The sequence below is a fragment of the Enterobacter cloacae complex sp. CARB60 genome (assembly GCF_036487345.1).
Taxonomy (GTDB): Bacteria; Pseudomonadota; Gammaproteobacteria; order Enterobacterales; family Enterobacteriaceae; genus Enterobacter; species Enterobacter asburiae_D.
The window spans coordinates 2,104,919-2,118,439 of record NZ_JAZKLC010000002.1 but is presented as its reverse complement, the minus strand read 5'-3'; the positions used below and the strand labels follow the sequence as shown (position 1 = coordinate 2,118,439).

Here is a 13,521-nt window from a genome sequence, read left to right as displayed (position 1 = left end):
GAATACACTGATAATATTCAGGGTTTGTTGTCGTTATACAGACCCCTATTTTTTGCGCAATGTAAGGGTGTTGTCCTATGCAAACTATTGACGGTAATGGTGCAGTTGCCTCAGTCGCGTTTCGCACCAGTGAAGTTATCGCCATCTACCCGATTACGCCAAGTTCTACCATGGCTGAGCAGGCGGATGCCTGGGCTGGAAACGGGTTAAAAAACGTCTGGGGCGATGTCCCGAGAGTGGTTGAAATGCAGTCTGAAGCCGGTGCGATTGCCACGGTACACGGTGCGCTTCAGACCGGCGCGCTTTCCACGTCGTTTACCTCTTCTCAGGGATTGTTGTTAATGATCCCTACGCTGTACAAACTCGCCGGTCAACTGACGCCCTTCGTTCTGCACGTCGCCGCGCGTACCGTTGCCACCCACGCGCTCTCTATCTTTGGCGATCACTCTGACGTGATGGCCGTGCGCCAGACCGGTTGCGCGATGCTATGCGCCAGCAGCGTTCAGGAAGCGCAGGACTTTGCCTTAATTTCGCATATCGCCACGCTCAAAAGCCGCGTGCCGTTTATTCACTTCTTTGATGGTTTCCGCACCTCACATGAAATCAACAAAATCGTCCCGCTGGCCGACGATACAATCCTGAATCTGCTGCCGCAGGCGGAAATCGACGCGCATCGCGCCCGGGCTCTTAATCCTGAACACCCGGTTATTCGCGGGACATCGGCGAACCCGGACACCTATTTCCAGTCCCGCGAGGCCACGAACCCCTGGTACAACGCGGTTTACGACCATGTTGAACAGGCAATGAATGACTTTGCCGCCGCAACCGGCCGCGAATATAAGCCGTTTGAGTACTACGGCCATCCGCAGGCGGAACGGGTCATTGTGCTGATGGGGTCAGCCATTGGAACCTGTGAAGAGGTGGTTGACGAACTGCTGACGCGCGGCGAAAAAGTGGGCGTGCTTAAAGTGCGTCTCTACCGTCCGTTCTCGGCCAAACATCTGCTTTCGGCTCTGCCTGAAAGCGCGCGCGCCGTGGCGGTCCTCGATCGCACCAAAGAGCCGGGCGCGCAGGCGGAACCCCTCTATCTGGATGTGATGACCGCCCTGGCAGAAGCCTTTAATCAGGGCGAACGTGAAACCCTGCCGCGCGTAATCGGGGGTCGCTATGGTTTGTCCTCCAAGGAGTTTGGGCCGGACTGCGTGCTGGCGGTATTCAACGAGTTAAGCGAAGCAAAACCCAAGCCGCGCTTTACCGTCGGCATTTATGATGATGTGACAAACCTGTCCCTGTCGTTGCCGGAAAATACCCTGCCCTCAACCGCCAAACTTGAGGCGCTGTTCTATGGCCTGGGCAGTGACGGCAGCGTCTCCGCAACCAAAAACAACATCAAAATCATCGGCAACTCAACGCCGTGGTACGCCCAGGGGTACTTCGTTTACGACTCCAAAAAAGCAGGCGGCCTGACCGTTTCCCACCTGCGCGTGAGCGAACAGCCCATCCGCTCCGCGTATCTTATTTCTCAGGCTGATTTTGTTGGCTGCCACCAGCTGCAGTTTATCGATAAATACCAGATGGCTGAGCGCCTGAAACCCGGCGGTATTTTCCTCCTCAATACGCCTTACAGCGCGGACGAAGTCTGGGCAAGGCTCCCGCAGGAAGTTCAGGCGGTGCTGAACCAGAAAAAAGCCCGTTTCTATGTGGTCAACGCCGCAAAAATTGCCCGCGAATGTGGTCTTGCTGCGCGTATTAATACCGTGATGCAAATGGCCTTCTTCCATCTGACCAATATCCTGCCGGGCGACAGCGCGCTGGTGGAACTACAGGGCGCGATTGCTAAAAGCTACAGCAGCAAGGGCCAGGAACTGGTCGAGCGCAACTGGCAGGCGCTAGCGCTGGCGCGCGAATCTCTGTTTGAAGTACCGCTGCAGCCGGTGAATGCCGCAAGTCCGAATCGCCCTCCGGTGGTATCCGACGAGGCGCCTGATTTCGTCAAGACCGTGACGGCGGCGATGCTGGCCGGTCTGGGCGATGCCCTGCCCGTCTCTGCGCTACCGCCGGATGGCACCTGGCCGATGGGCACCACGCGCTGGGAAAAACGTAACATTGCCGAAGCGATCCCCATCTGGAAAGAAGAGCTGTGTACGCAGTGCAACCACTGCGTGGCGGCCTGCCCGCACTCTGCCATTCGCGCCAAAGTGGTGTCACCGGAAGAGATGGAAGCCGCGCCGGCCAGCCTGCATTCCCTGGATGTGAAATCTCGTGATATGCGCGGTCAGAAATACGTTCTGCAGGTCGCGCCGGAAGATTGCACCGGCTGTAACCTGTGCGTCGAGGTGTGTCCAGCGAAAGACAGGCAGGATCCGGAGATCAAAGCCATCAATATGATGTCGCGTCTGGAGCACGTTGAAGAGGAGAAGGTCAATTATGACTTCTTCCTGAATCTGCCGGAAATCGATCGCAGCAAGCTGGAACGTATTGATATTCGTACGTCACAGCTGATTACGCCGCTGTTTGAGTACTCCGGGGCCTGTTCCGGCTGCGGTGAAACGCCGTATATCAAGCTGCTTACCCAGCTGTACGGTGACCGGATGCTGATTGCCAACGCAACCGGCTGTTCCTCAATTTATGGCGGTAATCTGCCTTCCACTCCCTACACCACCGACGCAAATGGCCGCGGTCCGGCGTGGGCAAACTCGTTATTCGAAGATAACGCCGAATTCGGACTGGGCTTCCGCCTGACCGTCGACCAGCACCGCGCACGCGTGATGCGCCTGCTGGAGCAGTTTGCCGGGCAGATCCCCGCAGAGCTCAATGACGCGCTTCATGCGGACGCGACGCCAGAAGAACGTCGTGAGCAGGTTGCCGAGCTGCGTCGCGCGCTTCAGGGTGTGGCGGGAGCTGAACAGCTGCTGACCGACGCTGACGCCCTGGTCGAAAAATCGATCTGGCTGATTGGCGGCGACGGCTGGGCTTACGATATCGGCTTTGGCGGACTGGATCACGTGTTGAGCCTGACCGAAAATGTCAATATCCTGGTTCTGGATACACAGTGTTATTCAAACACCGGTGGCCAGGCGTCGAAAGCTACACCGTTAGGCGCCGTGACGAAATTCGGTGAACACGGTAAACGTAAGGCGCGCAAAGATCTCGGTGTGAGCATGATGATGTACGGTCACGTTTACGTCGCGCAAATCTCGCTGGGTGCCCAGCTTAACCAGACGGTAAAAGCCATCCAGGAAGCGGAAGCGTATCCTGGCCCGTCGCTGATCATTGCCTACAGCCCTTGCGAAGAGCATGGCTACGACCTGGCACTCAGCCACGACCAGATGCGACAGCTGACCGCGACCGGCTTCTGGCCGCTGTACCGGTTCGACCCGCGTCGTGCTGACGAGGGTAAATTACCGCTGGCGCTGGATTCGCGTCCGCCGTCAGATGCCCTGGCCGAGACGTTAATGCAGGAACAGCGCTTCCGTCGCCTTAACGCGCAGCAGCCGGAAGTGGCCGAACAGCTCTGGAAAGATGCCGCTGCTGACCTGCAAAAACGCTATGACTTCCTGGCGCAAATGGCGGGTAAAGCCGAAAAACCGACCAGCGACTAGTGCCTCTGCCCGGCGTGTCCGGGCATTTTTTTGCCATAAAAAAGCCCGGCGTATTCACACCGGGCGAATCCAGATAATCAATGAATATCTATTGAGTTTGCTTAATAGCATTCACGTTAATTATGGATAAATCATCTTAAAGGCATATAACGCCAGCAAGATTATCTTAATTAACGCCTGATTAATAATTTCAATTTAATATACTTACCTTTAAATCATTCACCAAACAAATGATCATTTCCTATGATTTATCCCGTTTAGATTTTACTTAGTTCGTAACAATTATATTTTATTACTCTTACACAGGAGTGATTTAGCATGAGACAACTTTCTCATTCTGAAAGTTCAACAGGTAATTAAATAAAAACAACCGCAAAGGAATATCACAATGCAAAGAAAAGTACTGGCCCTGATGATTCCGGCTCTGTTAATGGCTGGTTCTGCACATGCAGCAGAAATTTATAATAAAGACGGTAACAAATTAGATCTGTACGGCAAAGTAGATGGTCTGCACTATTTCTCCGACGATAAAGGCGCTGACGGGGATCAAACCTATATGCGTCTGGGCTTCAAAGGCGAAACCCAGATCAACGACATGATGACCGGCTACGCGCAGTGGGAATACAACATTCAGGCCAATAACACCGAAGGGTCTGATAACCAGTCCTGGACGCGTCTGGCCTTCGCCGGTGTCAAAGTGGGCGACTACGGTTCTTTCGATTACGGTCGTAACTATGGCGTACTGTACGACGTGGAAGGCTGGACAGATATGCTGCCTGAGTTCGGCGGCGACTCCTACACCAAAGCCGACAACTTCATGACCGGCCGTGCCAACGGCGTGGCAACCTACCGTAACACCGACTTCTATGGTCTGGTGCAGGGTCTGAACTTTGCGCTGCAGTATCAGGGCAAAAATGAAGATGCCAGCAACAATCAGGAAGGCACCAACAACGGTCGCGACACACGTCACGAGAATGGTGATGGCTTCGGTATCTCTACCACCTATGACTTCGGCATGGGGATTACTGCGGGTGCTGCCTACACCTCTTCTGACCGTACCAACGAGCAGGTGATGAATACCACAGCGGGTGGTGACAAAGCGGATGCATGGACTGCGGGTCTGAAATATGACGCCAATAACATCTACCTGGCAGCAATGTATTCTGAAACCCGCAATATGACCCCGTATGGTGATAACACCGACGCCGTGGCGAACAAAACCCAGAACTTCGAAGTGACCGCGCAGTACCAGTTCGACTTCGGCCTGCGTCCATCCCTTTCCTACCTGCAGTCTAAAGGTAAGGACCTGGGCAACGGTCAGGGCGATCAGGATCTGGTTAAATACGCTGACGTAGGTGCGACCTACTACTTCAATAAAAACATGTCCACCTACGTTGATTACAAAATCAACCTGCTGGATGAAGATGACAGCTTCTACAAAAACAACGGCATCGGCACGGATGATGTCGTAGCGTTAGGTCTGGTTTACCAGTTCTGATTGTCAGAGCCCGCATCAAGATGCGGGCTCGTTTTTTTGAAGTTCGTCACAAAAGACAGTTTCAGAAAGGGGTTGGTTGAGGGTAAGTTGAAAGAAAGCTGGTTAAACTCAGGTGATAGCCCTTTCGTCACTAAGGATTACAGCGTTGTTTGGTCGTGTATCCCTTGCCGTACTTACCCTTTTAGCCATGCTGTGGATGGCGTTAATTTTTGATTTTGGTGATATTGTCGGGCATCTCGGCGCGCTGTTAAACCATCTGGATGGCAGTTAACAGGGTTTACGGGGAAATAAAAAGCCACCAGCAGTGCCGGTGGCGGATAAACGCATAGGTCGCGTTATTTTTTCACAGGTTGAGGCTTTTTATCACCTGATTCAGGGGCCTCACGCGGATCGTCTTTTTCAACACAGAGCATAGTTTCTCCTGTTTCAGATAACCACCCTCCACTATAGCCAGGATGATTGAAGAGTGGCCAGGCGGCAATCATGCCTGCTCTTTCCCTTTCTCGCGAAAAGAGAGATAGCCAAATACCCCACTCTCCCCATCCGTGGGATGGTTGACACCGTCCATCACTGTTACCTGCGGGAAATCAAACGGAGAAACGCTTTCAAAACAGGCGACGTTCACGCCGTATTCATTTGGATTAGAACGCCGCTGATGGAACGTGTAAATTCCGCACACTGAGCAAAAGAAATGCCGTGCCGTTCCCGTGTTAAAGCGGTACTCGGTGAGTTTATCCTCACCTTTGGTCACCGTAATCCCCGACAGCGGCGCAGAGACGACGACCGCGCCTCGCATACGACAAAAGGAACAGCTGCATCGCCGCGCGGTGTTCAGTCCATCGGTAAGCTCAACGGTGAATGCTACCGCGCCGCAATGGCACTTCGCATTACGTCTTTCAGCCATGGGCTATACCCCTTTTCTCACCAGCTCGGCGGCTTTCACGAAAACCTCGTCTTCTACACCATCGCCTTTTTGCCTGCCGAGCCTGACCAGCTCATCGACAATACTGTTGCGATGGATCGGTTTTTGCGCTGAAACCAGCCCAATAACGGCGGCCCCAATCGCCAGCCCCACTAATCCGGTTTGTTCATCTTTGTTTTTCATATTCATGCTCCTGGTACAACAAACAAGCGTAGCAGGAATACGGTAAAACGGAATGTCGGACACATGCCCTGTGAATTTCATTTAAACAGTTCAGACAGGTACGACTTCTATACTATTGCTTTAAAAATGATTGAGGTACATCCAAAAAAACACCTGTCGTAACACAGGCATTCCATATTTAGAATCGCGGCGTCAAACCGTATTTTGGCGTTTTGATATTTGCCGCCCAAATTTTGATATCATTTTGCAGGAGAATAGTGAAATCAGATTTCAGATGCGTCACTATGCCATTGACGCTTTCCGCATCCACTACTGAAAAATGCTCAACTCTGTTTTGCCCTATCTGGACACAATTATATTTTGCGGGCAGCACTTTACCATTCACATTCAGCGGTAGACTATTCTCACCACAGCGACCTTCCGTAATATATGACACGAGCAAATTTGCGGATATCCTTCCAGGCTGGGATACGCTCACCAGGACGGGATAACCTGCCGAGGTCTGCGTCATATCGTAGAGCACCGCATTTTTCATATACCAGGTATTATATTCCCGCTCCTGAAAAGCGGACCAGGAAGGCGCAGAAAAGACCACCAGCACTGCCAGCATAATAGATTCTATTTTCATGGGATGTTGTCGTCCGTGTTGTTGCACGTATTATTCAGATTGCGCAAAAAACAGCAACAACTTAAGAATAGTCCGACTACTATTGGCAGTAACCGAGGGATTAATATAAGGGAGAATAAGCCGATAAATGGTAAACCGCCGCCATCACGGCGATGCTGACGGCGATGCTGATGAAAAAATAGGTCTTGAAAGGCTGCTTTTGGGTTTTATGGCGAAAGAGCTGTTGCCCCGCAATGGCGCCAGGCCAGCCTCCGGTCACGCCAAATACCAGCAACGTCGCTTCCGGAACCCTGCGCATCCCCTTACGAGCCGCCATTTTATCGGCACCATATATGACCATTGTCAGCACATTGATCAGCAGAAACCAGACGACCACAGGATTCGACGATAAAAGGCTGCCGAGCGCAGCGAATAGCAGGAGTAAGTAACAAAAGCGATTGAGGGTCATAGAATGCGTCACTGGGTTGTTGAGCAGTTTTGGGAGACGCATTATACGCTATCTTAGTCATGTGCTGGATAAACCTCATTCCACCCTCACTTTAACTTTAGGCTTTGACAAGAGAACTTTGACCAGCTCCTTGTAAGGTAGAGGTTTGTAGAAGAAGAATCCTTGTAAAAAACGGATGTTATTGCGGATGAGGTAATCAAGTTGATCTTGTGTTTCAACCCCTTCCGCCACAATACTAATTGAAAGTTTTTTTGCCAGTTCCAGTACCGAATCCAGGATCAGGGTTGAATCCTCATTGGCGTTAACCCTGGCAACAAAACTTTGGTCGATTTTAAGGTAATCAATATGCAGCTCTTGCAGGTAGGATAGACCTGAATATCCCGTGCCAAAATCATCCAGCGCAATGGCAAATCCGTTGTTATGCAGCTCATTCAGCGTCCTGACGAGATGTTCATCAATGTGGAGCGGTTCACGCTCGGTTACCTCAATGACAAGGTTTAGATCCTGTTGAATAAAACTGTGTTTGTAGTGGAGACACTCTTCCACAAAGGTGGACGCAACGATATGAGAAGCGCTGAAGTTAATCCCTACATGAAACCCTTCTGGCAGCAATGTAGAAATAGCGTTCATTTGTTTTGCAACCTGTTTCATTAGGCTCTGAGTCAGAGGAATAATTAAACCCGATTTTTCAGCGAGAGGAATGAAGGATGCGGGAGAAATAAACCCTGACTGCGGATGCTTCCATCTGGCCAGCACTTCCACACCCCGCAAGGTTCCCTCCCTGCCGCTAACCACGGGCTGGTAATAGGGCGTAATTTCATTTCTGTAAATGGCGGTACGCAGTGATTCTTCTGGTGAAACATCTTTTGATCGATATCGCTGAAGTATATAAGCAGAAAGAGACGATATTATCAGCAGGAATAACACCACGCCGCCGGCTCGATTGAGCAATCTCTTAAGGCTGAAAAGGACTGGAGCGTTAAACTGTATCTCGAAAGGATAATTAGAGGCTTTTACCGTCAATACCTCATTCTTGGAATGGTCTGCCGTCGCCACATCGCCAGACAGGCCCAAAAGGGTATTGCCTACTCTGAGTGAATATTCAACGCCATTTAATGGTATATCCAGTGCATCCCGGATATGGCTGTCGCTGATGCTAACGATGATTCGGCTTCCGGCGTAATTGGTCTGATATAAGAGCACAGGCAGGCCGTTGACGGTACTTTCCGCAGGGACGAGTAGCAATGATGATTCTGGGAGCACGGCGCTGTTGACCAACAACACGCGGTTTCCTGGTAATGAAGAGCACCAGACCGCATCATTTTTCAGAATAACGATCGTTCTCAGGTGAGGCTGTAATGCAGCCTCAGTGCCTAGTTGGTATTGTCCTTCCGCATCACACTCGTTCTCAGCAAGTTGCTTCGCCAGCTGAGTTGCATGACGGGCTTCTTTAAGAATGACATTCATGTTCCGCACAACATAGTGCGCCCCTGCAAGGCTGTCAGCCCGTGCAGAATACCAAACCTGTAAATTGATGATAAAAACGCCTAGCAAAAATATTGCCGTGGCTGCAGCTACGGGGATAGATGCATGGCGCATTTAGGGTTCTCGATTAGAGTGAAGTGGCCGCTTCAACGATGCTGAAGTGATTGAATTGTCATCGTCTTAATCATGGTAGATTACGTAATAATTACCATGTCAGGCGTCGAAAATTTTCGTTCAGACCCGAACAGTTGTTCTGCTCCCATGGCGCAATAAACGACTTAATCGAGGGGAAACAAAAAGGCCACCGAATGGCAGCCCTGCTGATACGTTTTTATTAATAGCGCTTTGTAGCGTTGACTGGCGTTCTTTCTGACCAGTCAGGCCTCTCGCCAGCCATGATTGCACGCTGCTGTGATGGCGTCACAGACTGGGTTATTTCTGGCATAGCCTTGTATTCGGGTCGTTGAGGGGGACTGAGAACCAGATCAGAACTACAGCCTGACAGCAGGAGAATGGCCAGTAGAGATGAATTAAGCTTGAACACGTAAAACCCTTCCAATGGGATAAAATTTTAAGAAAAAGCGTGGTGCTGGACATGCATAGCCTAATCAAAATATATTCACAAGGTCAATGCGCGCAGCTCTTTTTCCGGCCCCGGATTCGCAAAGAAGAACATAGCGCCGACGACTTTTTATCGAGAATTGAACCGGATTCAACGTGACTGGAAACGCACCCAGGCAGCCACCCGGATGGCTAAAATAATGTTTGCTTATTAACTCAGTCCGTGCCTTAATGATTTAGTTAGTTCGATGTAATACCGAATACACTATTTTTCCCGGCAGTCCTCATAACCAGGCGCTATCGCTGATATCCCCTCCTTTTGAGTCCATACGTTTTGTCATTTCTTATCATTTAAAGAGTCTTTAAAAGGAGTATTTATGTCTTCAAGAATTCAAGGTCTGGTTAAGTGGTTTAATGAAGATAAAGGCTTTGGTTTTATCTCCCCACTTGATGGCAGTAAAGATGTTTCTGTTCATTTCTCTGCCCTGCAGGGAGAGAGTTTCAAGACACTATTTGAAGGTCAGAAAGTCGAATTTGCGATTCTAAGCGGTGATAAAGGCCCTGCTGCTGCAAACGTAATACTTTTAGATAGATAAAATTATCAATGGCCCGTGATTACCAAAAAACTTTCTTAAGTAAACGGGCCCTGGATAATATGACTGTTATTCATATCAACAGCCAGCATATTTTCTTTACGAGTGCGCTACCAAGGTGATGAAGTACAGAACTGCTGCATGAGTGGTCTAAAACTCAAAGCTAACTCATTTTGTCAACTACTTTGGTTTAGAATCGTTGAGTAGATTTAAACAAAGCGTGGCAGTACGGGCAGACAAGTTGAGCGCCTTTTTGCACGCGATTAAAACTATGCTCTGAATCTTTAGAGCAATTTGGGCATGAACATTTGACTAAATGATTTCGATGGGATTGTGTATTTTTACGTCCAGACATAGGCATCTCCTGATTTTACGGACTGCCACAATACACGTTAACGCTAAAAAATGCTTGCTTTAGTTTTCGAATGCTCCCAAAAAACACAAGGTGGTTTATGAAGAATGTCATCGTTTTTTTCAATGGAAAACCTGGTAAAGTTGTCACGGTACAACAAGGCGTTACGTCCGTAAGGCAGGAGTATCCGGGTGGAGAAGAAATATACCTTCAGATTATGTCTGCTGGCTTCCCATCTTTAACCGGAGATCGCAATTTTGTCTACGTTGCCTCTGATAGAGAACTCACCTCTCAGAAGATACTTGATGCCGCAAAAAACCATTTGTGATATGCGTTTCCTGCTAAATCTCAGCCACTTCACAAAAGGAAAGATAAAACCTCAGTAAAAATCGCCAGTATTTTAGCGAACATCTTTAGGCTTTATCTTTTGAATTAAAATAATAAAAACGTCTTATTATTAAAGCCTGCTAAATGCAGGCATTTTTTTAAAATCTGCAGTTATACCCCACCTCATTTTTATTTACATAAAACAAACTAAAAACCGACACTTCTTTTCATTAAAATTTTCTCTTTGCAGGAACTAATGCAAAAGAAATGAGTCAAATAAAGACCATTACCAGGAAAAATTATTTCATGACATCTTATATTATTGTAACCACTGTTGCCGCAGTCATGGGGTTGATAACGTTGAGTCTAATCAAAGTTTGGATCAGCACGTCGAACAACCCTGACAATCTGTGACCTAATCGCAAGCCGCGCTTAAAGTGAGGCCACTTCCGCTTCTGGTAAATCGATGATAACCAGTGTGCCAAAACTGCCTGTTTCTACAGTATGGGGAGTGCCAGCTTTGGCTACGTAAAGCTGTCCAGGCGTTACAGAGATTTTTTTACCTTTTACGCTCAGCTCCAGACGTCCATCAATGACCAGTAACCCCTCGTCATACTCATGAACCTCTTCTATCACTGAGCGTTCATCCATTCGTAAAACTTTGAGATTCGCATTTCCAATGCGGCCTAATACTTGAGAGTGCCAGGTCTCCGGTAATGCAAGTGCTTCGGTTTTGAGGTCATAAAGCGACATAACGTCATTCCTTTTGATGTTCGTTTAACGCTCTTATGCCATATAAGTTCCCTGCCGTCATATAACAAATATGGGAAACCAGGACGAGTAAGATGCTATAGGTCTTGAAACCACAGCGCAGGCTGACACGGCAGTGTGGCCCCGGCATCTCGTAAAGCTATCGCTTGACTAACAACCCGCGCAGTAGTAACTCCAGCGCATCGATACCGCGTGTCAAACGCGCTCTGCTGTCCTCGCCGTCGGCGATCCAGAACGCCGCTTCGGCCAGGCTGCCGTAGATCAGCGACGCTAGCGCCTGCGAATCAGCTTCTTCCACTAGGCCTTGCTTCATGAGCTTGTCGATCAGGCGCTGCATCGACTCAACACAATCGCGTTGCGATTCCGGTGAGGCACCCCCCAGCACCGCCCTGGCATCGCGTAGCACGATGCGCTGTATTTCCGGCTCCAGCGCCATTTCCAGATAAGCCCGGCAGCGACTGCGAAAACCTTCCCAATCGTCCTCGGCAGCGTCAGAGATGGCTTGCAGGCGCTGATCCGTCTCGGTGTCGATCTGCTCCACCACGGCGGCCAGTAACCCCTTCTTGTCGCCGAAGTGGTGATAGAGCGCACCACGGGTCAGCTTCGCTTGCGCGGTGAGGTCATCCATCGAGGTGTCGGCGTAGCCATGCTCGGTAAATACCCGCCGGGCCGTCGCCAGCAGCGTGGCGCGGGTTTCTTCCATCTCGGCGCGGGTGCGACGAACCATGTTTTTTCTCCTTACATACGATACGCATCATTATTTACAAACAACACGTATGAATATATGATCCTATTCATACGATTTGTATGTATTATCGCTACGCCAGCTTGCCAAAGCAAGCGAAGGCTTCAGGAGAATGAGATGGCCAACATCTATCGAGAACTATTCGCCATGCCTGGCACCAAGGGCTTTGCTTTGGCCGGTTTCCTGGCACGCATTCCGCTGCCGATGACGGGTATCGGCATCATCACCATGCTGACGCAACTGCGCGGCAGCTATGCACTGGCAGGGGCCGTCTCTGCCACCTTCGTGCTGACCTATGCGTTGTTATCGCCGCAGAGTTCCCGGCTTGTGGATCGGCTTGGGCAACGCCGCGTGTTGCCCACTGCCACGGCCATCAGCGTCATCGGTTTTTTGATTCTGGTTGCTGGTTCCTGGTGGCAGGCGGGCGATTGGACGCTGTTCATCGGTGCCTTCCTGGCTGGCTTCATGCCCAGCATGTCGGCGATGGTACGTGCACGCTGGACGGCGCTGTACCGGGGTCAGCTCCGCTTGCAAACCGCCTATTCGCTGGAAACGGTGCTTGATGAAGTCACCTTCATCTCAGGGCCACCATTGTCGGTGGGGCTGTCTGTTGCCGTGTTGCCGCAGGCGGGCCTGCTTGCGGCTGCACTGTTGCTGATCCTCGGTGTATTCACTCTTGTAGTGCAGCGGGGTACTGAACCCGCCGTCGAAGCGCAAGACGCAGCCACGGATGGATCTGGATCAGTGATTCAGTCGGCAAACGTGCGGCTGCTGGCGCTGCTGATGATGGCTATGGGCGTGATTGTCGGTACGGTGGATATCGTGAGCGTGGCCTTCGCTGAACAAGTGGGTAAACCGGCAGCCGCCAGCCTGGTCTTGTCAGCTTATGCCCTGGGTTCCTGCGTGTCCGGGCTGCTGTTCGGCGCACTCAAGCTGCATATGCCTTTGCATCGCCTGCTGTTGCCAGGTGGATTGGCAACGGCTGTCACCACGTTACCGCTACTGCTGGTCGGCAGCATCCCCGCGCTGGCCGCGGCGGTGCTGATAGCTGGTCTGTTCTTCGCGCCCACCATGATCGTGGCGATGTCATTGGTCGAGCGTCTGGTGCCAGGGCACCTGCTAACCGAAGGCATGACCTGGCTGCTGGCTGGGCTGAATGTCGGCGTGGCGCTGGGCGCGGCGGCATCCGGCCAGGTTATCGATAACGGTGGCGTACGGGTTGGATTCACCGTCGCGCTCTGCGCCGGTGCGGTGGTGTTGCTCGTGTCTCTATGGGGGCATCAGCGCCTGCGTGCGCAAGTCTCGTCTGTATAGGATGCCACCTGATGGTGGCGCACCCTATTTAAGCATTTAGCTAAATTTCTTAGAGTCGTTTTTTTAAGAATAATCAATAAACATATGAGGCC

General features: G+C 50.7%; 16 protein-coding genes. 7 read left to right on the top strand and 9 right to left on the bottom strand.

The genetic code is table 11. The annotated features are described in order from the left end of the window. Nucleotides 1–77 precede the first annotated feature (77 nt). The 3 genes from nifJ (at nucleotide 78) to V4835_RS11090 (ending at nucleotide 5,371) form a co-directional block, all read left to right on the top strand. Nucleotides 78–3,602, top strand: coding sequence for a pyruvate:ferredoxin (flavodoxin) oxidoreductase (nifJ, locus tag V4835_RS11100; RefSeq protein ID WP_063142638.1), 3,525 nt, complete (start codon nucleotides 78–80; stop codon nucleotides 3,600–3,602). A gap of 388 nt (nucleotides 3,603–3,990) precedes the next feature. Next, complete coding sequence (gene ompC / locus V4835_RS11095) at nucleotides 3,991–5,100, top strand: porin OmpC (RefSeq protein WP_032643297.1); 1,110 nt, start codon at nucleotides 3,991–3,993, stop codon at nucleotides 5,098–5,100. Nucleotides 5,101–5,245: 145 nt separating this feature from the next. Continuing rightward, nucleotides 5,246–5,371, top strand: a complete 126-nt coding sequence (locus tag V4835_RS11090; protein WP_265327649.1) for a hypothetical protein — start codon at nucleotides 5,246–5,248, stop codon at nucleotides 5,369–5,371. A gap of 64 nt (nucleotides 5,372–5,435) precedes the next feature. Here V4835_RS11090 and V4835_RS11085 read toward each other — a convergent pair whose 3' ends face one another. The 6 genes from V4835_RS11085 to V4835_RS11060 form a co-directional block, all read right to left on the bottom strand. Further along, nucleotides 5,436–5,513 (bottom strand): hypothetical protein, encoded by a 78-nt coding sequence (locus tag V4835_RS11085; protein ID WP_223239581.1) that lies wholly within the window; start codon nucleotides 5,511–5,513, stop codon nucleotides 5,436–5,438. 68 nt (nucleotides 5,514–5,581) lie between these two features. Further along, nucleotides 5,582–6,004 (bottom strand): GFA family protein, encoded by a 423-nt coding sequence (locus V4835_RS11080; RefSeq protein WP_331412172.1) that lies wholly within the window; start codon nucleotides 6,002–6,004, stop codon nucleotides 5,582–5,584. A gap of 3 nt (nucleotides 6,005–6,007) precedes the next feature. Further along, nucleotides 6,008–6,205 (bottom strand): hypothetical protein, encoded by a 198-nt coding sequence (locus tag V4835_RS11075; RefSeq protein ID WP_023312007.1) that lies wholly within the window; start codon nucleotides 6,203–6,205, stop codon nucleotides 6,008–6,010. Nucleotides 6,206–6,383: 178 nt separating this feature from the next. Beyond that, on the bottom strand, nucleotides 6,384–6,833 hold the full coding sequence (locus V4835_RS11070; protein WP_331412171.1) for a hypothetical protein: 450 nt from the start codon (nucleotides 6,831–6,833) through the stop codon (nucleotides 6,384–6,386). Between the two features lie 100 nt (nucleotides 6,834–6,933). Beyond that, a complete protein-coding gene (locus V4835_RS11065; RefSeq protein WP_331412170.1) occupies nucleotides 6,934–7,281 on the bottom strand; it encodes a DUF1294 domain-containing protein in 348 nt (115 codons plus the stop codon). 75 nt (nucleotides 7,282–7,356) lie between these two features. Next, the gene (locus V4835_RS11060; protein ID WP_331412169.1) at nucleotides 7,357–8,880 is read right to left on the bottom strand and encodes an EAL domain-containing protein; all 1,524 of its coding nucleotides are present in this window, start codon (nucleotides 8,878–8,880) and stop codon (nucleotides 7,357–7,359) included. Between the two features lie 824 nt (nucleotides 8,881–9,704). On the opposite strand from V4835_RS11060, the gene V4835_RS11055 reads away from it, so the two are divergent. Continuing rightward, nucleotides 9,705–9,923 carry a cold shock domain-containing protein gene (locus V4835_RS11055; RefSeq protein ID WP_023335894.1) on the top strand — a complete coding sequence of 73 codons (219 nt, stop codon included), beginning with the start codon at nucleotides 9,705–9,707 and terminating at the stop codon, nucleotides 9,921–9,923. Between the two features lie 187 nt (nucleotides 9,924–10,110). On the opposite strand, the gene V4835_RS11050 is transcribed toward V4835_RS11055, so the two are convergent. Continuing rightward, nucleotides 10,111–10,275, bottom strand: coding sequence for a YnfU family zinc-binding protein (locus tag V4835_RS11050; RefSeq protein ID WP_213327664.1), 165 nt, complete (start codon nucleotides 10,273–10,275; stop codon nucleotides 10,111–10,113). Between the two features lie 97 nt (nucleotides 10,276–10,372). On the opposite strand from V4835_RS11050, the gene V4835_RS11045 reads away from it, so the two are divergent. Together V4835_RS11045 and V4835_RS24395 are read left to right on the top strand one after the other, a co-directional pair. Beyond that, entirely contained in the window at nucleotides 10,373–10,600 is a 228-nt protein-coding gene (locus V4835_RS11045) for a hypothetical protein (RefSeq protein ID WP_331412168.1), read from the top strand. Between the two features lie 266 nt (nucleotides 10,601–10,866). Further along, nucleotides 10,867–11,013, top strand: a complete 147-nt coding sequence (locus tag V4835_RS24395) for a YnaM/YnfT family protein (RefSeq protein WP_370731984.1) — start codon at nucleotides 10,867–10,869, stop codon at nucleotides 11,011–11,013. Between the two features lie 18 nt (nucleotides 11,014–11,031). Here the strand turns inward: V4835_RS24395 and V4835_RS11040 are convergent, their stop codons facing one another. Both V4835_RS11040 and V4835_RS11035 read right to left on the bottom strand, forming a co-directional pair. After that, nucleotides 11,032–11,352, bottom strand: coding sequence for a cupin domain-containing protein (locus V4835_RS11040; RefSeq protein WP_331412167.1), 321 nt, complete (start codon nucleotides 11,350–11,352; stop codon nucleotides 11,032–11,034). A gap of 157 nt (nucleotides 11,353–11,509) precedes the next feature. Continuing rightward, nucleotides 11,510–12,097 carry a TetR/AcrR family transcriptional regulator gene (locus V4835_RS11035; RefSeq protein WP_331412166.1) on the bottom strand — a complete coding sequence of 196 codons (588 nt, stop codon included), beginning with the start codon at nucleotides 12,095–12,097 and terminating at the stop codon, nucleotides 11,510–11,512. Nucleotides 12,098–12,232: 135 nt separating this feature from the next. Here V4835_RS11035 and V4835_RS11030 point away from each other — a divergent pair, with 135 nt between their 5' ends. Next, nucleotides 12,233–13,429, top strand: coding sequence for an MFS transporter (locus V4835_RS11030; RefSeq protein ID WP_331412165.1), 1,197 nt, complete (start codon nucleotides 12,233–12,235; stop codon nucleotides 13,427–13,429). Nucleotides 13,430–13,521: the final 92 nt, after the last annotated feature.

What these genes read in the sequence shown, in the direction of transcription:
- nifJ (WP_063142638.1), top strand. Translation starts at nt 78, where the DNA reads ATGCAAACTATTGACGGTAATGGTGCAGTTGCCTCAGTCGCGTTTCGC.
- ompC (WP_032643297.1), top strand. Translation starts at nt 3,991, where the DNA reads ATGCAAAGAAAAGTACTGGCCCTGATGATTCCGGCTCTGTTAATGGCT.
- V4835_RS11085 (WP_223239581.1), bottom strand. Translation starts at nt 5,513, where the DNA reads ATGCTCTGTGTTGAAAAAGACGATCCGCGTGAGGCCCCTGAATCAGGT.
- V4835_RS11080 (WP_331412172.1), bottom strand. Translation starts at nt 6,004, where the DNA reads ATGGCTGAAAGACGTAATGCGAAGTGCCATTGCGGCGCGGTAGCATTC.
- V4835_RS11075 (WP_023312007.1), bottom strand. Translation starts at nt 6,205, where the DNA reads ATGAAAAACAAAGATGAACAAACCGGATTAGTGGGGCTGGCGATTGGG.
- V4835_RS11070 (WP_331412171.1), bottom strand. Translation starts at nt 6,833, where the DNA reads ATGAAAATAGAATCTATTATGCTGGCAGTGCTGGTGGTCTTTTCTGCG.
- V4835_RS11065 (WP_331412170.1), bottom strand. Translation starts at nt 7,281, where the DNA reads ATGACCCTCAATCGCTTTTGTTACTTACTCCTGCTATTCGCTGCGCTC.
- V4835_RS11060 (WP_331412169.1), bottom strand. Translation starts at nt 8,880, where the DNA reads ATGCGCCATGCATCTATCCCCGTAGCTGCAGCCACGGCAATATTTTTG.
- V4835_RS11055 (WP_023335894.1), top strand. Translation starts at nt 9,705, where the DNA reads ATGTCTTCAAGAATTCAAGGTCTGGTTAAGTGGTTTAATGAAGATAAA.
- V4835_RS11050 (WP_213327664.1), bottom strand. Translation starts at nt 10,275, where the DNA reads ATGTCTGGACGTAAAAATACACAATCCCATCGAAATCATTTAGTCAAA.
- V4835_RS11045 (WP_331412168.1), top strand. Translation starts at nt 10,373, where the DNA reads ATGAAGAATGTCATCGTTTTTTTCAATGGAAAACCTGGTAAAGTTGTC.
- V4835_RS24395 (WP_370731984.1), top strand. Translation starts at nt 10,867, where the DNA reads ATGAGTCAAATAAAGACCATTACCAGGAAAAATTATTTCATGACATCT.
- V4835_RS11040 (WP_331412167.1), bottom strand. Translation starts at nt 11,352, where the DNA reads ATGTCGCTTTATGACCTCAAAACCGAAGCACTTGCATTACCGGAGACC.
- V4835_RS11035 (WP_331412166.1), bottom strand. Translation starts at nt 12,097, where the DNA reads ATGGTTCGTCGCACCCGCGCCGAGATGGAAGAAACCCGCGCCACGCTG.
- V4835_RS11030 (WP_331412165.1), top strand. Translation starts at nt 12,233, where the DNA reads ATGGCCAACATCTATCGAGAACTATTCGCCATGCCTGGCACCAAGGGC.